We start from the raw sequence: 21,292 nt of genomic DNA, 5'->3' as shown, positions 1-21,292 counted from the left end.
ATGTACCCCTGGATCACTAACACACTGTTTGTAGTAGCCGCTTTCGTAGGCATGGAATGCATTGCGTGGCTGGCACATAAGTACCTCATGCACGGCGCATTATGGTCATTACATCACGATCACCATCAGCGCGACGACGGCGATTTTTTTGAGAAGAACGATTACTTTTTTGTGATTTTCGCCACGCCGGGCATTGCATTGCTGTGGTTCGGACTACGTGCTGATTTCAATTACCTGTTCTGGCTCGGGCTTGGGATTACGATCTACGGATTTACCTACTTTCTCGTACATGATATCTTCATTCACCAGCGGTTTAAAATGTTCAGAAACACCGATTCGGTTTATCTGAGAGCGATTCGCCGGGCACACAAAATGCACCATAAGCATTTGGGCAAGTATCAGGGTGAATGTTTTGGAATGCTTTGGGTGCCGTTGAAATATTTCAGAGAGGCAAAAAATGCGGCGGCGAAATGAATGCACTATATCTGATTATTGACATTTGCGCCATACTTGTCCCCATAATTGCCTCCTTTCACCCCAAAATTGCTTTACACAAGAAGTGGCATTTGCTTTGGCCAGCCATTCTGATCTCGGCCATTCCATTCATTATCTGGGATAGTTACTTCACGCAAATCGGTGTCTGGGGCTTTACACCCAAGTATCTGACCGGTTTCTACCTTTTTCGCCTGCCGATCGAAGAAATTCTGTTCTTCATTTGCATTCCTTACGCGTGCCTTTTCACCTATTATTGTTTCCGGATCTTTTACACGCCGGAATATCGAATACGTTTTGAAAAATCCATCACCTGGTTTTTCCTGATTTTCACGGTAATCATGGGTATTGCATTTTTCGGACGCTACTACACCACCTCGACCTCCATTTTATTAGTAGCGTTTCTACTATTCCTGAAATTCGTCGCCAAAGTACAGTGGATGAGCCTGTTTTACTTTTCTCACATGTTTTTGCTCATCCCGTTTATCATTGTAAACGGCATTCTCACCGGCACCGGACTGGACGAACCGATCGTTTGGTACAATCCGGCTGAAAATATGGGAGTACGGTTCCTGACCATCCCATTTGAAGATCTCTTTTATGGAATGCTGATGCTTTTACTCAATACTTACCTTTTTGAGCTTTTTCTGAAAAAATTCGATACGACAAACTGACCTTAAAAAACGTCACCGTGGGTTAGCGAGACCAGTTTACCGGTGAGCCTGGGCATTTTCGACAGCGCTCTGAGTGCCAGGTCTGTGGTAGTACGCTTTCCAAAGAGATTCTGCAAATGGTATCCGGCCGTAATGCGCGTTTTAAATGCATGATTCCAGGCGTTTTGGTAGTTTTTTAGTGCCTGTTCTTTGGTTTGTTTATTCTCAACAAACAAGATTAATTCCGTCGCAAGCAGCTTGGAGGCGCGCATCGCCATACTCATTCCATTTCCACAAAGCGGCGTAATGGAGCCCGCAGCATCACCTAGCAGGAAAATCCCATCGGTATCAGTTTGTTTTTTGTTAAAATGCACATTACTGATCACCAGCGGTTGCTCATTCACAAACTCCGATTCCGTGAAATAGGCTTTCAAATAAGGATTTTTGTAAAGTACATTTTGCTCCATAAGTTTGATATCCTTCCCATTCTGCAACAGATTGTTAGCTGTCGTCAGATAGCACAGGCAGTACCAATCCCGGTCCACTTTTGAAACGCCGCAATAGCCATCTTTGAAATTATGAAGTTCGATCCGGTTGGGCGGCAGGCTGGCCTTTATGTGATATTTTACGCCGATGTAATTATTCGCTTCGATTTCCGGATTAACAACTTGCTTTAAATGGATGAATTGAGGCGTGTATTTACCGTAACTGCCACAAACTATACGGGCTCTAAAAACAGAATCAGAAGTCTGGATCTGATAATCAGAACCTGTTTCCGCCACATCGGTTACCCGGCTACCTTGCATGACTTTCACTCCTTTCGATTCAGCAATTTCAAAAAGCTGATTATCAAGAGTAAATCGGCTGATCCCGAACCCGCCCATTTCCAGCTGATGTTCAAGCATAAATCCCTGCTCGGAACTAATACCTAATGTATTAATTACCGGCAAATTAAGTTCACGATAAGGCAGGCCCAGACCGATCAGAAAATCGCGGCTTTCCATGGAGATATATTCGCCGCAAACTTTGTGAAACGGGAATTTATTTTTTTCAAAAAGTAAGACTGAATAACCTTTGTCCGCGAGCTGAATGGATAGACAAAGTCCCGCCAGGCCGCCGCCGATAATGGCACATTCATAGACTTTTTCCTGCGTCTCCATAAATGATTATTTCATGTCGGAATGCCCATTTATTACGAACAGAAAACGTTTTCACGCCAGCCTCCTGAATCATTTTAACCCATTCCACTCTTTTAAAACCTCTCAAAACAGAAAGCGGCGCATCGTTTTTGACCAAATACGATTTTGAAAAAAGTCGTGTCAGAAATTTGATCGAATAATAGGCGACCGGATTGCGTTCGAGATCGTTGATAATCAGAATAGCGCGATGCTGCAATGCAAAATGCATTAACCCGGCAAGTTGCTGCTGAGTAAGATGATGGCAAAAAAGACAAGCGTGAATAATATCGACTTTCTTCACATGCCGGAACAAATTACGGTAATCGTCGCAGATCAGGTTCACGTGTTTTCCGCTGAGATTAGTTTCTGCATATGCTATGCAAACCGGTTTCAGATCGATTCCATGCAGATCCAGCTCAAAACCCACCTTTTCGTTCCAGTTGAATATCCGTTTCAAGGTATCACCTCCACCACAACCAATATCCGCGAGGACGTAGGTCTTACCGGGTTTTAAAACTTTTTTTAGTGCCGAGAAAGAAATGTTATAGCCGCCCAGCCAGTGATTAATGAAATCGAGTTCTCTGAGGTTTTGATACAAATCGGGGGCAGGAATTCCGTCCTGGTCAAGAAGCTCTTTTTCATTGCTCCTCGTTTTAAACATACCGGAGCTGCATGGTTTCGATACTAAGTCCCGGACCAAATGCCGCCGAGAAAATGCGGTTTCCTTTATGTTCTGGTTTCGTCTTTTCAATCACTTCTTTTAAAACAAAAAGCACAGTCGGCGATGACATGTTGCCGTAATTTTTCAGCACCTGATAAGTCGGAGCCAAAGCGCATTTATCCAGTTCGAGCGCAACCGCGAAATCATCCACGATCCGCTTTCCACCCGGATGTATCGCCCAGTGTTTGTAATCTTCCGCATTCAGCCCGACCGAAGCCAGCATCGGCCTGATATTCTTGCTGATCAGGTCCGGCACATACGAAGACAGGTTCATAATAAAGCCTGTTTCTGACAACCGCCAGGCCATATCCGAATAGCCATTATGCAGGATCAGCGAATTAAATGCATCGATTTCAACCTCGTGCTGATAATTCCCCGAAGGTCTGGAATCGACCAGAACTGCCACCGAACCGTCGCCAAAAAGCAGGTTTGATAGCAGATAGTCATCGTTATATTGTTTCTGAAAATGGATCGAGCAAAGTTCTGTACATACTACCAAAACGCGCGCATTCGGCTGACTCCTGCAAATGGCATCTGCATTTTTCAAGGCAATAATCGCTGCATTGCAACCCATAAAATTGACGCTGCTGCGCTGAATGGCTGGATTTAACCGCAATTCGCGCATCAGCTCTACATCCAGTCCGGGCGCAAAAAGGCCCGTACAAGTCACTGTGATCAGATGGGTAACTGAACTTTTGATCTGCTCAAAATCCTTAATTTTCTCAACTGCTTTTTTTGAAAGTTTGGTCGCTTCCTGCTGATAAACCTGCATGCGCTGCGTCAGAGTGGGTTCTGGCAGCAGATCGGCGGAATTATTAAAAAATGTAAACTCACCTGCTTTTTTATCGAAATCGGAAAGAACTGAGTAGCGTTTTTCGATGCCGGTTTTGCCAGCTACGATTTTAATTTTCCTTTTACTGATTAAATCGTCGGTGGATCGGATGTAAAAATCGGAAAGCGTTTCCTGCGAATAGCAATGGCTGGGGACTGCGGTTTCAATTGCTGATAAATAACTCAAAGGAATTCTGTTGATAATAATTAATACTAGAAAACAACTATTCATACATATCGCCGCAATCCAGTTCATTCGCATTGTATTCCTAAAATTGGCGGCCTGCCGATCCTTGTAAACCAGATAAAACCAGTAGCTAAAATAGAGTACAATCGGGAAGAAGAACACCTGGATTATGTAAAAAACCATTCCAAGATCCTTTGACGTAAAATACAAATAATAAAATACATTACAGAGTAGAAACATCAGCCCGGTAAACACAAAAGTGCCTGTATACCCCAGTTTAAAGCTCAGCGTTTCGATACCGTCTTTCAGGTCCTGTTTATGCTGGTACACCTGAGTGAGCGGATATGCGCCCGCGATCTGAAAAGTACATCCGAGCAAAATGCAGATATTCTCCCGATCCAGTCGTAGCCCCGAGCCCGAAACCCCGGCAATGGACATATAGTAAGTAAATGCGCCCTGAAAAAAAGCGACTGTTAAAAAACCGGCGATCGGGTACTTTTTCAATCGGATCTGCCGCGAGCTGTACGCGCGCGATGCTGCGATATATAGTAAAAGACAACCGGCAAACAGCGTATTTACGAAAATGAGGGCGAAAACGATCGCAATCGAATCCAGAAATATGGTAAGATAAAAAAGCCGGATCGTGGGCAGCGGCGGCTTTTCCAGCCCCCCGATACTGTCTTCATCGCGATCGACAAAGCTATTGTATCCGTTGCTTGCCGGGTAAATCAGTAAATGGATGATTAAAAACGACCACAACGCCTGATGATGCACCACCGTTTCCGCCTGACTGTACGCAAATAAAAAAAGCGGCAGCAGAAAAAAGGAGAATGGAATTCTCAGAAGTTTGATGGTATTCCCGTCGATCAACATCCCGCCAATTTAATCAGAAAGCAGATAGTCTGCGAGGTTGGAAGGTACTTTTTATAAAAACAGAAAACTGTCCCGGATGGCATGTTGCCCGGGAATGTCCAACACAAAAGAAATTCTGAAAATGTAGGATAAATTAGAACTTTCAGCGAATTTTAACTGTATTAGCTGAACTATATGCTAGACTTATTGAAAATTACTGAATATCGTTCGAATTAACACGAGAAGAATGACCGGAAATGAGATAGTACTCGACAAAGTGGACCTCAGCATTCTGAGACTGATGCAGGAGAATGCACGGATATCAAACGCCGACCTGGCGCGCGAGCTGGAAATGGCGCCGTCTGCAGTGCTAGAACGGGTGAAGAAACTGGAACAGAAAAATGTGATCATCCAATATACCACACGCATCAATCCGGGCGCATTGCAGCAGAAGTTACTCGCGTTCATCTCGATAAAATCGTCCGAGGGAATGGGCAGTAATATCACTACCAAAGAGTTAGCCAAAATTCCCGAAGTACAGGAAGTACATCACATCGCTGGCGACGATTGCTACCTGGTCAAAGTGCGGACTGCCGATTCAGCCTCGCTGATGGAGTTAATGCGAAATTCGTTCAGCAAAATCCCAAACATCATTTCCACCAGGACTACCATCGTTCTGGAGACAGTAAAAGAAGAACAACAATTAGTCATACCCGAAAAATGAATTTGTCATGCAATCAGAAAACAAAACTCCGTCTACCCTCCTTGTAGTGCTGGCTTTTGCCACCGTTTACATCGTTTGGGGTTCCACTTACTTCTTCATTCAGAGAGCGTTACATGGACTTCCCCCGTTTTTCCTGGGTGCATTCCGTTTTATTGTCGCGGGATTATTGATGCTCGCCTGGACATTGGCCCAGGGCGATAAACTATTTTCATGGAAAATAGCCAAACCTGCGATCATTACCGGATTACTCCTTTTATTCGTCGGGAACGGAGTCGTGATCTGGGTCGAACAATTCCTTCCGAGCGCGATGGTCGCCATTATGGTTTCTTCTTCGCCACTTTGGTTTGTGCTGCTCGACAAGCCGAAATGGTCTGAAAACCTGAGCAACAGATCAACGATTCTGGGGCTGGTGATCGGTTTTGCGGGCGTAGTCCTGCTTTTTAGCGAGAAGATCATGGCGTCTATGTCGTCGCTGAACAGTTCACGCGACTTGTTCGCGATGGTCCTGGTGGTATTAGGCTCAATGGCCTGGGCGGGTGGTTCTTTGTATTCGAAATACAATTCCGGCTCCGACTCAGCAACCGTAAATTCAACCTGGCAGATGTTCGCGGCGGGTATTGCATTCGTCCCCGGGATCTTTATTTCCGGAGAATACACCACTTTGAACCTCGCCACGGTACCCACAGACACCTGGCTGGCAGCTACGTATTTGATCTTTTTCGGCTCGATCGCGGGTTTCAGCGCATACGTCTGGCTTTTGAAAGTGCAGCCAGCGACAAAAGTGAGCACGTATGCCTACGTCAACCCCGTGGTGGCAGTATTGCTAGGCATTTTCTTCGCAGGTGAATCCATTACACCCATGCAAATTTCAGGACTGATCGTAATCCTCGCCAGCGTGCTATTGATCAATCTGCACAAATACAGAAAACCAAAACAGGTGGCGAACGCCTATTGATCCAGTGAAGGATGGGTCGGGGTTTCAGGAAATGACTCTAATAACAGAGTGCGTCTTCGGAAATCCTTTCTACTTGAGAGATATCCCCATTCCGTCGGATGAGAACAATAATTTGTTCAAAATCAATGAGTTGAGACACTTCGAAAGCGATCACACCGACAAACGTTTTTCCTTTATTGATAAAATTAAGATGCTTGATTTTCGCACCTTTTACGGATTCTACAATGGTGGTGATTTTGTGAAGGCTGATTGCATTCCGGTAAATAATGCGTAGGAGAAATGTGTCTTTCATTGGTCTGTTGATTTTTAATTGGCTAATTGTAATTCTCTTTTCCGGGTAGCGGGCTCCGTTTCGTAAATTCTGGCAAGCGAATTCACAATGTGGTCCACTTCGTCGAACGTATTGAACTTACTGAATGAAAACCGTACATTCTCCTTATCACGCTGACAAGGTAACGCACTGATTACGTGCGAGCTGCCATTACCGAGGTTCGAACACGCACTCCCGCCCGAGGCCGCGATGCCGATCGCATCCAGCTTGTTCACCACACTTCCCAGAGCGAGGCAGGGGAGTGAAACATTCAGCACATTTGAAATGCTGTTGTCTATCGATTTACTGTCTCCATTATAGCAAATCCCGCCGATTCCGCTGATCGCAAGTTTTGAGATCATATACTGTTTCAACCGGCAGACTTTGGTCTGATTTTCGTCCAGGTTGCGGTATGCGACTTCCAGGGCTTTTGCCAAACCCACGATGCCGATCACATTTTCGGTACCTCCGCGCTGACCGCCTTCCTGTCCGCCACCCAGGATCTGGGCTTTAATGTTGTGTTTTTTATTAATGTAAATAAACCCAATGCCTTTTGGGCCGTGAAATTTGTGTGCGGAACCAACCAGAAAATCGATGTGGTCCTGGCTGAGATCAAACCGGATCTTACCGATCGTCTGGGTGGTGTCTGAGTGAAAAATGGCATTATAACGTTGAGCAAGAATACTAATCGCATGAATATCAGTAATGTTACCGATTTCATTATTGGCGTGCATTAGTGTGATCAAGGTGCGTGGATTGGCACGGAGCAGGTTTTCCAGGTGATATAAGTCGACATGACCGCGTTCATCCAGCTTAACAAAACTGATTTCGATATCACCTTCCTTTTCGTGCCGGGCCAGAGTTTGCAAAACGGCTTTATGCTCTATTTTACTTGTGATCACATGACTGATCTCATAGGTTTGAATGGCTCCGGTGAGTGCCAGATTGTTGGCCTCCGTCGCTCCCGAGGTAAAAAAGATTTCGCCCGGAGAAGCACCCAGAATGTCGGCAATGGTGTTTCGGGAACGATCTATGGCCTCCCGGACTTTCCTTCCCGCCCAGTGTGTGGACGATGGATTGCCATAATTTTGTGTTAAAAAAGGAAGGATTGCTTCAATCACCTCCGGATCCAGCGCTGTTGTAGCTGCATTATCACAATAGATTTCCATACTCCTCTCTATTTTATCATTTATCTCTATTCTTGTCCCTCGCCTTGAAAGGCGAGGCAATTGATAGGCCCATTCTTATTGCCCTGCCTTCAAGGCAGGGGCTCAGCAATAAAATTGGCCAGATCTTTATTCCATTTTTTGACATAATCCTGATAGAACTGGCCGGTTCCTTTTCCTGAAAATCCAGTGTGGATCTCCTTCACTTTTCCATCGCGACCGACGATGATGGTGGTTGGGTAAGCCAGAAATTTGTCGATAGGGGGCAGCTTTTCAGCAACTACATTTCCGCCAACCTTCCCGGCAAAAAGCAGGTCATACTGAATGTCATAACGGTTTTTGAGTTTGGTCAATGTGTTTTTCGCAAATGCGAGATCATCTTTCGCTTCAAATGCGAGCCCGATCGCTTCTACCCCTTTGCTTTTGTTTTCTTTATACCAGGGTGCCAGAAAAGTCACCTGATCGATACAGTTCGGGCACCATGTTCCCATGATTTCGATGATCACCACTTTGCCTTTGTATTTTTCGTCACTGAGCGAAACCGGCTTTCCATTTACATCCGGGAAAGTGAAATCGAACTTGTCGTAGCCTGGTTTTAAGAATGTTAGTGCGTATGCATCGGGCAATGCTGCGTTATCATCTTTTATGGCCTCAAAACGGATAGGTTCCGCGCCGGCACCGATCGAGCCGGTGATCGACTGATCGCTATTGATTTTACCTCTTACAAACGCCGGGCTGGATCCCGTAAAACCGGATAACAGGAATTCATCTCCCTGAACGTTACCTTCCAGCTCGCGGCTATCTCCTGAAACAGAGAGGATAATGCCATTCAGCTTATTTCCTTTTTGTTCAAAAACCGCTACCCGGTCCGGCGCAGGCTTTTCTGAGTTGGGCGCCGATTGAATTTTCACAACCCATCTACCCGAAATATTGGCTTTTGGAGCAACTTCCTTTCCCGACTCTACAAACCGGTACGATTTCCCGGGCTGAGCTTCAAAAGGATAACTTCTGCCGGCATTTCCCGGAATCAGACTTTTTTGCACGCCGGTGATACTGCCATCCTGCTGGATCTTCGCAAACCAGGCAGTCTCGAAAGTGTTCAGACTGACTTTTATGGAGTCGCTGGAAATGCGGTTAACCTGAAAATCGTCCCGCCGCTCCCCATTGATTGCTATGAAAACGGGTTCGTTCCCTGCCCCGTTCTTTACTTCGAAATTAAATGGGACCTCATTTTCACCGACTTTAAATACGCCCCGCCAGATTCCGTTTTTAATTGGGAGAGATTGAGAAAAAACAGTGGTTAACGAGAATGCAACCGCAATTACGTAGGAGCATATATGTCTGATTTTCATTTTGTTATAATTCTTTAATTAGGTTATTTACATATCAAACCCTTGTAACAAATCAGCAAAAAGCCAAATGTTTCCAGCCTGTTCCTTTCGGAAAAAGCACTGGTCAACTTCAATACAGTTCGATCCGGTGGTTGGATAATTAGATTTATCGTTAGAATTAGGTTGGGGCACCTTAAAAGTCCTAGGTTGCCAGAAGATCGTAGAGCCTAACCTCTCCCTTCATTCTTTATAAATCTATTAATTCGATAGACAAAGATGAAAATAAGTTTTTAGGTATGCAAGGAGGAAGGTGGAAAAAATTTTGCAGGAAGAGTTTGGAGATGCTATGATGCTACTTTACAGCCGCTTTGAGCTCAGAGTATCGCTTTTTTAGGGAATTCAGCCTCGGTGCAGATGTCTTATCCAAAGCCAGATTCCTAATCTCATGAGGATCCTTCTTTGTATCGAAAAGCTGCTCGTAACCGTGCTCGATGTAGTTCATGAACTTCAAATCTTCCGTCACAACTCCCTCGACTTTGGGCAATCCCGGACTTCCCATGAAGGTGTGCTCGTAGAAGAAATCTTTGCGGACGGGAAGTTTCTTTTGTAATGTGCCGATCAGGTCCTGGCCCTGAATTTCTGCCGGTATCTTCACTCCCGCCAGCGCCAGAATGGTCGGTGCAATGTCGATATTCAATGCGATGGCATCGGATTTCTTACTCTTCAAATTGGCTGGCAATGCATTTCCCGAGATAATTAACGGGACGCGGATGGATTCTTCGAAACCAAACCATTTACCTTCCAAGCCGTGCTCACCGAGTGAAAATCCATTATCGCCCATGAAAATGATGATGGTGTTGTCTTCGATTTTTAAATCCTTCAGTTGCCCAACCAGATTTCCCACTACTTCATCCACGCCGGTGATTAAACGGTAATAATTCCTTGTGGTTTCCGCGCGCAGCTCCTGCGTAGACAAAATAGGTTTCCAGCGGTTCCGGCCGATGTTTGCGTCAGCGAGCATAAAATCAGGAAGTGTGTTCCAGTACTTGGGATCGGCGGTGATCGGATCGGGAATTGCGACGTTTTTATATAAATCTTTAAACCGTTCCTGAACCGGATAAGTCGGCGGATTTCCGTCCAGCTCATGCGGCGCCTTGAAGCTCACAGCCAGACAAAATGGTTCTTTCCCCGCAAATCGGCCCAAAAACCGGGTAATGTCTTTTCCAACACTATCTGTATGGTGAATGACTTTTCCGCTCTTATTTTTCAGTTCATATTTAGGCTGACCTTCTTTGGCCGCAGCCCAGTAGTCATAAAGCGAATCCGGCTGGTTTTGAACGTCAATGCCCCATTTGCCGATGAACCCGAGCTTATATCCAGCCTTTTTGAGCAATGCAGGATAGGTTTGCGCCAGCGCATCCTTCTCAAAGTCGGTATTAAAATTATTGATCTTGTGCCGCGACATATACTGCCCGCTCAGCAGACTGGCGCGACTCACCATACAAATTGCCGTGGTTACGTACGCCTTTTGGAACAAAATGCCCCGGTTGGCCAGCGCATCCAGATTCGGAGTTTGAATGATTTTATTCCCCATCACGCCCAACGCATCCCAGCGATGGTCGTCCGTCAGAATGAAAATGATGTTCGGCTGCTTGGAATTGTTACTCTGAGCGACGGCCGGCTCAATAGTTAAGACGATTAATAAACTGATTATAAAACACTTAATGCAACCGTAAACTATCCTTACCATCATATCGATATTTCCATTGAGACATATAAGCATCGGCCGTCAGAAATTCATCCTTTGCCTCCGCCAGTTTTTCCGCCATTACTTTTTCAAGTTTACCCCGAATATTCGCGTATTCCGACGCACCGATCAGGTTTTTGAGCTGGTAAGGATCTGCGGCATTATCGTATAAAAGCCACGGACCGTTCAGATCTTTGGCATATGTGTATTTATTTGTGCGTATTGCACGATATTCCTTTCCGCCATTCAGAAAATTATTTTCATGAAATGGGACAGGTAATTGAATTAGAGCGACTTCCTCGCCGGTGACTTTTTGTTTTCCGGTAAGTATCGCCGCATAATTTTTTCCCTGAACCGTTGAAGGAATTTTCAAATCACTTAATCCGAGCAGCGTCGGCAAGATATCGATGTTACTGAATGGAATTGTCAATGCTCGTTTCTCTCGGCCTAATTTGGCCGGATAATGGACAATTAATGGAACAAGGAGCGACTCGTCCCACGGTTTCTGCTTCCGGACTTTTCCTTGTGAGTACAACATATCCCCGTGATCAGATGTAAAAACGAGGATCGTATTGTTCTCAATACCAGCCTTTTTCAGCGCTTCCAGCAAATCACCCGCTGATTTATCCAAAGCCGTACAATGCGCATAATAACCCGCCAGGTCCTTTTTAGCCTTCGCTTTCAATGAGTCCGGCACATTCGGCCTGAGTTTCAGATTTTCAGGAGTATAAAGCTTGCGGTATTCTTCCGGCGCAGTCGCATACGGGTCGTGCGGCGGGCCCCATGAAAGTACCAGAACGAAAGGTTTTGTTTTGTTTTTATTGATAAAACTGATCGCGCTGTCGGTTTGAGGAAAAACGTCGTAACCTGGCCAGTCGTGTTTTACGTCGTTTTCATCAAAGTAAAAAGAATTATTGTAGTCGTGCGTCACTTCGCGTGCTTTCCAGTAATCGAAACCCTGTCTCCGGCTTTTTGGTACCGGACGATTTCGCCCACTGAATTGCTTTTCGGAATTCTCCTGACCATTCACGTGCCATTTACCAATGTAACCTGTCGCATAACCTGCCTCTTTATAAATTTCAGCCAGTGTCAACGCTTCATTTCGGAGCGGGCGATCGTTGTAAAAAACACCATGTGTGAGCGGATATTGTCCCGTGAGTAAACTCGCCCGCGCCGGGCTGCATACCGGCATTACCGAAACTGCATTTTTGAAAACCACACTCCGTGCTGCCAGCTTGTCCAGATTCGGCGTTTTCACATCCGCATTACCGGCATATCCCAAAGACTGCGCATTCCATTGGTCAGCCAGAATGATCACAACATTGGGTTTCGACGCTTTTGGAGTAGCCTCATTTTTAAAACCCAAAATAAAACCGGCGCCGAGCAGGATAAAACCTGCTACCAGCAACCGGCGACGGTATTTTCTCATCATGCATTTGTGGTGTTTATTCCTATTCAATTGCAGGAAAACCCTTTTTCAACAACGTAGCCATTTCAGCAACGGTAATCAGATACGCATTGTCTTTGGCAAGATTGGTAAACTCATTCGGGTCTTTTTGGTGATCATACAGCTCCACTCCTGCTTTTCCCTCATCCCATTCGGTATATCGGAAACGTTCACTCCGGACGCTCCTTCCAAAGATCTCGCCTCTTCGGACCTGAGTATAAGCCGGTTTGTCCCAAATCGCATCCGGATATTTGAGCAAAGGTGTAAGGCTTTTGCCCTGTAATTTCTGAGTTGGGCTAATGCCGCACAATTCCGCGAGAGTTGGATATATATCCAGCAACTCCACAGTCCGGCCGGACGATTTCCCTTTCGTACCTCCTGGTACTGAAACAATTAACGGCACACGGGCTGAATTTTCGAACAGACTTTGTTTCATCCATTGTCCGTGCTGACCTACATTATAACCGTGATCGCTCCAGAAAACAATGATCGTATTATCGGAAAGTTTGAGTTTATCCAATGCATCCAGCAACTTGCCTACCTGCGCATCCATGAATGAAATAGTCGCATAATAAGCTCTCAGTGCCTCCTTTCGCTCATCGACAGACAATCCCCAATGTGCGGGTTTTGTAAATAAAGCAGCTTCCGGGATGTCATCCAGGTCGTTGGGTATTTCTTTCGGCAATGGAATGCTGGCCAGAGGATATTGGTCAAAATACTTTTTAGGCGCCACGTAAGGCGAATGCGGCCTGAAAAATCCTACCGCCAGAAAAAACGGACTGTTTTTCTTTTCTGTCATGATTTTGATCGCTTCCGTTGCGATCATTCCGTCTGTCTGCTCGGCATCGGTACCTTCGGTGGCGCGCCAGGCAAGTGCGCTGCCCAGTCCACGGGTAGGCGTCAGGTTTTTGACCAGAGACTCCTCCGCTTTGTCCCGGCCTTTCGGATTTACTTTATGGTCCCAGGAAATCGGGTCGTCGAGCCCATCGGTACCAATCTGGCCCGGCACGCCGTAATGGAAGATTTTGCCGACTCTCGCACTGTAATAATTGTTGTTTTTAAATAACTGGGGAAGCGTTACCACGTTCGGCAGGGTCTTCCTGAAATGCGTTTGCAATTCGTAGATCTTCGTTACGTCGGGCCGCAATCCCGTTAATAACGACGACCTGCTCGGACTGCAAAGCGGGAATTGCGTGTAGGCGCGGTTGAATTTCACACCCCTTTTTGCCAGCCGGTCGATGTTCGGCGTTTTTACAAATTTGTTCCCATAGCAGCCCAGATCATTGTTCAGATCATCGACGGCAATGAACAACACATTGTAATTTTTCTTTTCTTTTTTATCCCCACCATCCTCTGCCACACTCTCAAAAAACGGGGATAACGCCAAAACAAACAGGATTGCCGAAGCAAGATGGTACCTTTTCATCGTGAGATCGTTAAGTTATTCTTTTCCCTCTTTGACAGTGGGAGCATCTTTTGCATTTATGACGGGCAATGATTTTGCCAGCTTGGCTTTAACGGCGGCAAACTTCTGGTCTTTTGCGAGATTTTTGAATTCCTGCGGATCAGTATCGTGATCGTATAATTCTTCAGAACCGTCGTTGTAACGAATATAACGCCATTTCTCGGAACGAATGGCATGATTTCCAAAGCCGTGCGTAGTCAGGGAGGGGTGATCCCACTCGGCAGACGGATTTTTCAATAAAGGTGCAATGCTGTTGCCTTCCACCCCTTTTTTGCCGGGCAAATTACACAGTTCGGTCAATGTTGGATAAATGTCCATGAGGTTCACAGTACGTTGCGAAACGGAATTCGGTTTGGAAAGTCCAGGCGCATAAACGATGAATGGGACCCGGGAAGCTTCTTCCCATAATGCAAACTTTCTCCAATGCTCCTTTTCGCCCAAATGCCACCCATGATCGCCAAAGAAAACGATGATGGTATTCTTGGCATATTCACTCTTTTCCAATGCATCCAGCAACCGTCCGATCTGTCCATCCGCGAAAGTGATGCTCGCCAGGTAACCCTGCACCGCCTTTTCCCACTGCTTGTTGTCCACGATAAACTTATGGTCGCCTGTTGGTTTGGCGATTTTCACACCTGCATCCGGAACGTCGGCCAGGTCGTTTGCGGTTACTTTTGGCAGTTTAATGGACGACAAAGGATATTGGTCATAATATTTCTGAGGCACATACCAGGGTAAATGCGGACGTGTAAGACCGATCGCCAGGAAAAATGGTTTGTCGTGTTTTTTATCAAAAAAATCGATACCCTGGTTCACCACTTTAAAATCACCCATATCCTCATCTTTCACATCCACCGGACTCCAGTCGAAATGTGCGAAGCCGTTTACCGGAGCTTTGGGCGGCTCAGGGGATTGGGGTACGTCGAAATAGACGGGCCATGAAGCCTTGTCATTGAATGCATTGTGAAAGATTTTTCCGGCACCTTTTACCTCGTAACCATTTGCGGTAAAATACTGAGGTAACGTCACCGCATCCGCCAAGACAGGCCGCCAGGGTTGGTTATTATGATAAACACCGGAAGTAGAAGGCCTAACCCCGGTGAGCAGACTCGCCCGCGAAGGGTTACACGCAGGCGCCGAGCAATAGGCGCGCTGGAAAACCACACCCTTTTTTGCCAGTTTGTCAATATTAGGTGTTTTTATGCCAGGATACCCGCCAAACGGTGCGATCCAGTCATTCATGTCATCGACAGCGATGAAGAGCACGTTGTATTTTGGCTTGGTTTGACCGGAAGTTTGTCCATGAAAACCAACAGCGAGGATTAATGCAAAAAGTAAGGCGTATTTGAAATTCATTTTTTGGTTAATTTTTAGGAAGCTCCGCCGGAGCTCATATCCGTTGTTGTTATTGTTTGCTAGAAACAGGAAGCTCCGCCGGAGCTTGCATACATTTCTCAAGGAACCGAACCTCAGCCGCAGAGCGGCTTCCTGTTTCTAGGATATATAAGTGAAAGAATTACGGGCTCCATCGGAGCCTCCTGTTGTTCACAAACGCCTCAATCTGTCTTTTCCGCAAATGCCGGATCGGGTTCCAACCCAGGCAAAACGACTTTCGCAACCGGCGCATCGCCGAACTTCCATGCCGGGAAACGCTTCATATCCTGTACGAAAAGCTTTCGCACCAACTCTCCCTCCGCTCCTGCCTGGCCTTCCGCGATCGGGCTTTTTTCTTCAATATCCTTTTCCAGATTGTAGAACCTGCCGTCGGAATACAGCTTATAATGCTGATTACGCATAAATCTGGCCGAATTCTTGTTGGCCGACTCGCTATGTACGGGAGTATAATGTGAGAAAATCCATTCACGCGGTCTGCCTGTTTTTTCCTGGACCAATGGCAAAATACTGCGCCCGTCCGTGTCCCATTCGGCGGGAACTTTCACCTGCATGGCCTCCCCAAGTGTAGGCAGGATGTCGGTAAAGTCCATTAACCGGTCGGTTTCGTGGCTCTTATATTTGCGCGTTCCCCAGTTTATCACCAACGGTACGTGATGCCCGCGATCGATCGTGAGCCCTTTTCCGCCTTTTACGCTGCTTCCATCTTTCATGGGAGTTACGATTGCCCTGCCGGTCCCGTTGTCACCCGTGAAAATAATGATCGTATTTTCGTAAATACCCAAATCTTTCAGCTTTTGAACGATCTTGCCTACATTTTTATCGGAATACGTCACCATATCCTTAAAGTTGAGCGTATCGCTTTTATGGCGTCCCGCAGGGTCCGTTTTCCAGCTTTTACTGTCAGGGGTGGGAGGAAATGGATCGTGCACCAATGCCATCGGGTAGTATGCCAGAAACTTTCCGTCTTTATTTTTTTCAATAAAATTCAGCAGGTAATCAACGAAAATATCCGGTCCGTAATCGTCATCCGTTGTTTTCAGGATCTCGCCATCTTTATCGATCAAAGGTTTGGCATAACGTTCACCGTCCCGCCTCGGCTTGTCCAGCTGCCACAGACAATACTGGTCAAAACCGAAATGCTTGGGCAATTTGTTATTTGCCCCGAGCTGCCATTTACCGGCAATGGCCGTTGCATAACCCGCTTTTTTTGCCAAATGCGCAAAGGTCTTCTGGTCCTGGTTGAGATGGCCAAATTGCGAATAGTTCTTGTGATTGTATTTGCCCGTCATGATCTGCACACGGGTAGGCGTGCAAAGCGGCTGCGAAAATGCATAATTGAATTTCAAACCTTCCTTTGCAAGCTGGTCGATATGAGGCGTTTTGTAGGTACTTCCATATGCGCCAATGCATTCCCTGCCCATATCATCCGCGAGAATGAGAATGACATTCGGGGCCCTTTTCTGGGCGAAAGCAGGAACCAGGGCCATCAGGCAAAGCAGGGCACCCAAAGTGTTTTTGAAGTATTTATTTACTTTCATGGATAATCATTTGGTTTTCAGGTATGGTCATATTGGTTATATATAATTAAGACGCATTGCGACATCAAAAAATAACGATTTTTCAATTTTATATCCATATTGAAATCGTTAATCGGTTTTAACAGGAGGCTCCTCAGGAGCCCTGACTGTTCGTTATACCTTGTTGCTAGAAACAGGAGGCTCCTCGGGAGCCAATCGATTTCTTTGTTTTACATATTGCCAAAAACAGGTCGTTCTTCGCCAGCGATCGATTTCTTTTTTTACATATTGCCAAAACAGGTCGCTCTTCCCCAGCTTATCGATTTCTCTAATTCACGTCGTTGCCAGAAACAGGCTTCCGGCAGCACTGCCGAGAGGATCACCCGAGCCATTTCCAACGATCCCGAACCATTTCCGACAATACCTCACTGATAATTAATAACCACTTTTCTCAACTTTCCGGTAAATGTAAATGGTGATTTATATTGATCCGAAACCGCGTGTTTTTGGTCTCTTCCTACATCTGTACCATCAAGATTGCGCGGGCCCTGGATCTGGGCCTGGGCTGCGGTGAAACTTCTTTCTCCTACTTTTTCATCATTCATATATACCGTTTCCTTTCCAACAGACTGACCTGCCTCAGCCGGGCCGGAATGTTCGAATACCAGCTTAAAATTCACTTTTCCTTTCGGAATGGAGTTTGAAGAAACCGCATTAAAAACATCTTTTCCCGTTTTATGCGTGTAATGGAACTTGCCCTCTTTCACAAAAAGACTGATCCCGCTTTTATCCCCACCTACGGCAAACAAAACACCTTCCTCCTGCCCTGAAACGATCTCCACCTCGGTATTCACTGTAAAGGAACGGCCGTCATAAAGCGGGCTGCTCACTCCTACAAGGTTATCGACACCCGGAAATAAGGTAACGGTCGGCGTTTTGCCGTAAACCGTTCTTCCAGCAGGCATATCGTGCGCGGTGAAATCTTTTAATGGATACACATTGTATTTCTTCGCTTCCTGATCAAAAACCGCCTGCAATTCTTTCAGTTTTCCGGGATTTTTGGAAGCCAGGTTCGTCCGCTCGTTGAAGTCTTCATTCAGATTATAAAGCTCCCAGACGTCTTTGCTGAAATCCACTTTTTTTCCACTCGGATCTGCCCCGCGACCGATCTCAAAACTGTCCATCACCTGATGTCCTCTTGAAGCTTTCCAGCCATCCTTGTAAATCGAAAGTGCGCCGGCAATCTCATAATACTGGATCGTGTGTTTTGATGGTGCTTTGACATTGTCGATCGCATACGCCAGGCTCGTCCCCTCGATCGGCTCTTGTTTGTAGCCATTGATCAGCTTCGGCGATTCTCCCTTAATGATTTCCAGCGTAGTAGGCAGAATATCGATCACATGCCCGTACTGGTGACGGACACCGCCTTTGTCTTTAATGCCTTTTGGATAATACAAAATCATCGGATTACGCGTGCCGCCCTCCGTATTTGCATCCGCTTTCCAGTAACGGAATGGCGTATTGGCAGCCGCCGCCCAGCCGATCGGGTAGTCAGTGGCGGATTCGTCGGTACCTATTAGATCGCTTGCTTTCAAAATCGCGTCAATGCGCTGCTCACCTTGCAACCGGTTGATTTGCGGGCTGATCGTTCCATGTTGGGTACCGCCTTTACTGGCTCCATTATCCCCCAAAATGACTGCGATAACCGTATTATCCAGCTGATCGATTTGTTCCAGATAATTGACGATCCGGCCAATTTCATAATCCGTGTAAGAGTAAAAAGCCGCATACACTTCCATGAAATGCGCGTAAGCTTTCTTCTCTTTTTCGGTTAACGTCGCCCATTCTTTCACGCCCGGATTTCGTTCGGGCAAAACAGCATTCTGAGGAATAACGCCCAGTTTTTTCTGGTTTTCGATCACGATCTCGCGGTACTTGTCCCATCCAAGGTCAAACTTGCCTTTGTATTTGTCAATCCATTCTTTCGAAACCTGGTGCGGCGAATGCGTTGCACCGGTTGCCAGATATAAGAAAAATGGCTTTTCCGCATCCACTGATTTTTGATTTGCAATGTATTTAATGGCTTTATCTGCCAGCAATTCATTCAAATGCTTGGTATTCGGTTCAATGTCCAGCTTGGTTACGCCCTCCCAAAGTTCCGGGTGCCATTGATCGGTCGCACCCGGCAGAAATCCGTAGTACTGGTCAAAACCTCTGCCGGTCGGCCAGCGGTCGAATGGGCCGGCCTGCGAATTTTCGGTCACTGGGGTCAAATGCCATTTACCTAATGCAAATGTGCTATATCCGTTTTCACGCAGCACTTCCGCGACGGTCGCCTTTTCAAACGGAATGTAGGTGTCGTAACCCGGGAAATCGATCGCAGCCGGAGTAAGCAAACCCACGTGAGCGGAATGGTGGTTCCGGCCGGTCAGCAATGCGGCGCGGGTCGGCGAGCAAATGGCGGTGGTGTGAAAATTGGTAAACCGAAGCCCCTGATTGGCCAGTTTCTCGATATTAGGCGTTTCTACCAAACCTCCAAATGCAGTAGTCGCACCGAAACCAGCATCGTCGATCAATATCCAGACTACATTGGGCGCGCCTTTCGGAGCTTTTTTATGATGCTCAATTTTAAATGGTGTCGATTCAAGGAGTGTTTTTCCGGCTTTGCCATTCCACGGCTGCTGCGGACTATTTTGCGCGAAAACCGAACCGGCGGCCACGCATCCGGCCAGCACCGAGACTGCCACTTTTAAAGTTATTTTCATAAAACAGAAATGTAAATGGGGTTATTTGCCGCTCGCAGCCGGAGCAAACTCAGGGTTTAGTTTCGTCGGAACAGGTGCATTCGTCTTTGTTCTCCACGCGTCGAGTTTATCTTTCAATTCCTTGGCTTTTGCAGGATTGGATTTGGATAAATCCTTCGTTTCGCCAATATCCGATTTGATGTTATAAAGCTCGATACGTCCATCTTCATAAAACTCGTGCAGCTTAAAATCGCCGGAACGAATGGTACTGGTCGGCCGCGTCCTGAATGCGTCTTTATTCCGGTCATCTCCTTTAAAAGCTTCGAGATAGCCCGGAAAATGCCAGAAAATATCCCTTGACGGAGTCGTTTTGCCCAATAAAAGCGGCGCAAAACTTTGGCCATCGAATTCCGCATTTAACGGTTTTTGAATGTTTGCCGCTTCCAGCAGAGTTGGATAAAAGTCAATCCCGATCACCGGCGTATCTGTTACCGAGCCCGCTTTGGTTTTGCCGGGCCATTTTACGATCAGCGGAACACGAACTCCGCCTTCATAAAGCATTCCTTTTGAACCACGAAGCGGATATTGTGTGGTATTGGCTCCCATTCCCCCATTATCCGAGAAGAAAACAACCAGTGTATTTTCAGCAATATTAAGTTTTTCCAATTGATCCAAAACCCGGCCAACACCCTGATCCGCACTTTCGATCATCGCCGCATAAGCAGGATTGTTATGATACTGATCACCTTTTTTAGCTTTGTATTTTTTGATAATTTCCTCCTTTGCCTCCACCGGCGTATGCACTGCGAAATAGGATAGATATAGGAAAAACGGCTTTTCTTTATTGGAATCGAGAAATTTGACAGCCTCGTCGGTGAGCCGGTCTGTCAGATATTCTCCTTCTTTTCCCGAGGTAATGCCTTCGTGCGGCGACTCTTTTCCTTCTTTATTATATGGGTAAAAATACGAGTTGGTACCGCCTGTGTTTCCGATCACGTGATCAAAACCCTGAGCATGTGCATCGGCATTCTTGCCTTTCCCACCGAGCTGCCATTTACCGATCAAACCGGTACTGTACCCTGAATTTTTGAGCTCTTCTGCAATGGTAACAAAGGATGGGTTCAAGACCGTATTGTTCTCGATCGGGATCAGTTTCCGGTCAGCCGATTGCCCGCGATCCGCATTACCAACCGTGAAAATGCCATGACGCGGCGTATACTTTCCGGTCATCAGCGACGCCCGGCTCGGCGCACAGTTTGGCCCCACTGAATAGGCCTGGGTAAACTTCAAACCCTGTTTTGCCAACTTATCAATATTCGGAGTTTCGTAATACTTGCTCCCCGCCGAACTCAAATCCGTCCACCCCCAGTCGTCGACGAGGATGAAGAGGATGTTGGGGCGTTTTTCCGACTTCTGAGCGGAGGCCGGAAGCGACAGGAGGAGAATCAAAATTAGTCTCGGGAAGAATTTGTCAATGGTTGTCATTTATAGTCACTAATAGTTTTAAGATTCGCTTATGCCGCTATGCCGCTGTTGGTGTTATCACCAACAGCCCTCGCCCTCTTCCGGAGCCTAAA

General features: G+C 46.3%; 17 protein-coding genes. 4 read left to right on the top strand and 13 right to left on the bottom strand.

Annotated features, from left to right (window positions below; genetic code table 11):
• Nucleotides 1-474 (top strand): sterol desaturase family protein, encoded by a 474-nt coding sequence (locus tag LZG72_RS00620; protein ID WP_233866247.1) that lies wholly within the window; start codon nucleotides 1-3, stop codon nucleotides 472-474.
• A complete protein-coding gene (locus tag LZG72_RS00615; RefSeq protein WP_233866244.1) occupies nucleotides 471-1,166 on the top strand; it encodes a lycopene cyclase domain-containing protein in 696 nt (231 codons plus the stop codon). Before LZG72_RS00620 ends, LZG72_RS00615 begins: the two co-directional genes overlap by 4 nt.
• A 2-nt stretch (nucleotides 1,167-1,168) precedes the next feature.
• Here LZG72_RS00615 and LZG72_RS00610 read toward each other — a convergent pair whose 3' ends face one another.
• The 3 genes from LZG72_RS00610 to LZG72_RS00600 are packed head-to-tail and all read right to left on the bottom strand — an operon-like array spanning nucleotide 1,169 to nucleotide 4,935.
• Nucleotides 1,169-2,305, bottom strand: coding sequence for an NAD(P)/FAD-dependent oxidoreductase (locus LZG72_RS00610; RefSeq protein ID WP_233866241.1), 1,137 nt, complete (start codon nucleotides 2,303-2,305; stop codon nucleotides 1,169-1,171).
• The gene (locus LZG72_RS00605) at nucleotides 2,280-2,984 is read right to left on the bottom strand and encodes a methyltransferase domain-containing protein (protein ID WP_233866238.1); all 705 of its coding nucleotides are present in this window, start codon (nucleotides 2,982-2,984) and stop codon (nucleotides 2,280-2,282) included. Before LZG72_RS00605 ends, LZG72_RS00610 begins: the two co-directional genes overlap by 26 nt.
• Nucleotides 2,977-4,935, bottom strand: a complete 1,959-nt coding sequence (locus LZG72_RS00600; protein ID WP_233866235.1) for a UbiA family prenyltransferase — start codon at nucleotides 4,933-4,935, stop codon at nucleotides 2,977-2,979. Before LZG72_RS00600 ends, LZG72_RS00605 begins: the two co-directional genes overlap by 8 nt.
• A gap of 226 nt (nucleotides 4,936-5,161) precedes the next feature.
• Here LZG72_RS00600 and LZG72_RS00595 point away from each other — a divergent pair, with 226 nt between their 5' ends.
• On the top strand, nucleotides 5,162-5,638 hold the full coding sequence (locus LZG72_RS00595; RefSeq protein WP_233866233.1) for an Lrp/AsnC family transcriptional regulator: 477 nt from the start codon (nucleotides 5,162-5,164) through the stop codon (nucleotides 5,636-5,638).
• 7 nt (nucleotides 5,639-5,645) lie between these two features.
• Nucleotides 5,646-6,593 (top strand): EamA family transporter, encoded by a 948-nt coding sequence (locus LZG72_RS00590; protein ID WP_233866231.1) that lies wholly within the window; start codon nucleotides 5,646-5,648, stop codon nucleotides 6,591-6,593.
• A 37-nt stretch (nucleotides 6,594-6,630) separates the two neighbouring features.
• Here LZG72_RS00590 and LZG72_RS00585 read toward each other — a convergent pair whose 3' ends face one another.
• From LZG72_RS00585 to LZG72_RS00540, 10 genes are all read right to left on the bottom strand, one after another.
• On the bottom strand, nucleotides 6,631-6,885 hold the full coding sequence (locus LZG72_RS00585) for an ACT domain-containing protein (protein ID WP_233866229.1): 255 nt from the start codon (nucleotides 6,883-6,885) through the stop codon (nucleotides 6,631-6,633).
• Nucleotides 6,886-6,899: 14 nt separating this feature from the next.
• Nucleotides 6,900-8,072 carry a cysteine desulfurase family protein gene (locus LZG72_RS00580; RefSeq protein ID WP_233866228.1) on the bottom strand — a complete coding sequence of 391 codons (1,173 nt, stop codon included), beginning with the start codon at nucleotides 8,070-8,072 and terminating at the stop codon, nucleotides 6,900-6,902.
• Between the two features lie 89 nt (nucleotides 8,073-8,161).
• Nucleotides 8,162-9,421, bottom strand: a complete 1,260-nt coding sequence (locus tag LZG72_RS00575) for a peroxiredoxin (protein WP_233866227.1) — start codon at nucleotides 9,419-9,421, stop codon at nucleotides 8,162-8,164.
• 331 nt (nucleotides 9,422-9,752) lie between these two features.
• Complete coding sequence (locus tag LZG72_RS00570) at nucleotides 9,753-11,153, bottom strand: sulfatase (RefSeq protein WP_233866226.1); 1,401 nt, start codon at nucleotides 11,151-11,153, stop codon at nucleotides 9,753-9,755.
• Nucleotides 11,122-12,579, bottom strand: a complete 1,458-nt coding sequence (locus LZG72_RS00565) for a sulfatase (RefSeq protein ID WP_233866225.1) — start codon at nucleotides 12,577-12,579, stop codon at nucleotides 11,122-11,124. The genes LZG72_RS00570 and LZG72_RS00565 overlap by 32 nt, the downstream gene beginning before the upstream one ends.
• A gap of 19 nt (nucleotides 12,580-12,598) precedes the next feature.
• Entirely contained in the window at nucleotides 12,599-14,020 is a 1,422-nt protein-coding gene (locus LZG72_RS00560; protein WP_233866224.1) for a sulfatase, read from the bottom strand.
• A 15-nt stretch (nucleotides 14,021-14,035) separates the two neighbouring features.
• Nucleotides 14,036-15,415 (bottom strand): sulfatase, encoded by a 1,380-nt coding sequence (locus LZG72_RS00555; RefSeq protein ID WP_233866222.1) that lies wholly within the window; start codon nucleotides 15,413-15,415, stop codon nucleotides 14,036-14,038.
• A gap of 200 nt (nucleotides 15,416-15,615) precedes the next feature.
• The gene (locus LZG72_RS00550) at nucleotides 15,616-16,992 is read right to left on the bottom strand and encodes a sulfatase-like hydrolase/transferase (protein ID WP_233866221.1); all 1,377 of its coding nucleotides are present in this window, start codon (nucleotides 16,990-16,992) and stop codon (nucleotides 15,616-15,618) included.
• A gap of 404 nt (nucleotides 16,993-17,396) precedes the next feature.
• Nucleotides 17,397-19,736 carry an arylsulfatase gene (locus tag LZG72_RS00545; RefSeq protein WP_233866219.1) on the bottom strand — a complete coding sequence of 780 codons (2,340 nt, stop codon included), beginning with the start codon at nucleotides 19,734-19,736 and terminating at the stop codon, nucleotides 17,397-17,399.
• Between the two features lie 21 nt (nucleotides 19,737-19,757).
• Nucleotides 19,758-21,200: a sulfatase gene (locus LZG72_RS00540; RefSeq protein ID WP_233866216.1), complete on the bottom strand. Its 1,443-nt coding sequence runs from the start codon at nucleotides 21,198-21,200 to the stop codon at nucleotides 19,758-19,760.
• Nucleotides 21,201-21,292: the final 92 nt, after the last annotated feature.

The organism is Dyadobacter sp. CY323 (assembly GCF_021390245.1).
Classification (GTDB): domain Bacteria; phylum Bacteroidota; class Bacteroidia; order Cytophagales; family Spirosomataceae; genus Dyadobacter.
Note: the sequence above shows the minus strand (reverse complement) of the source record. Positions and strands in the feature narration are given on the sequence as shown.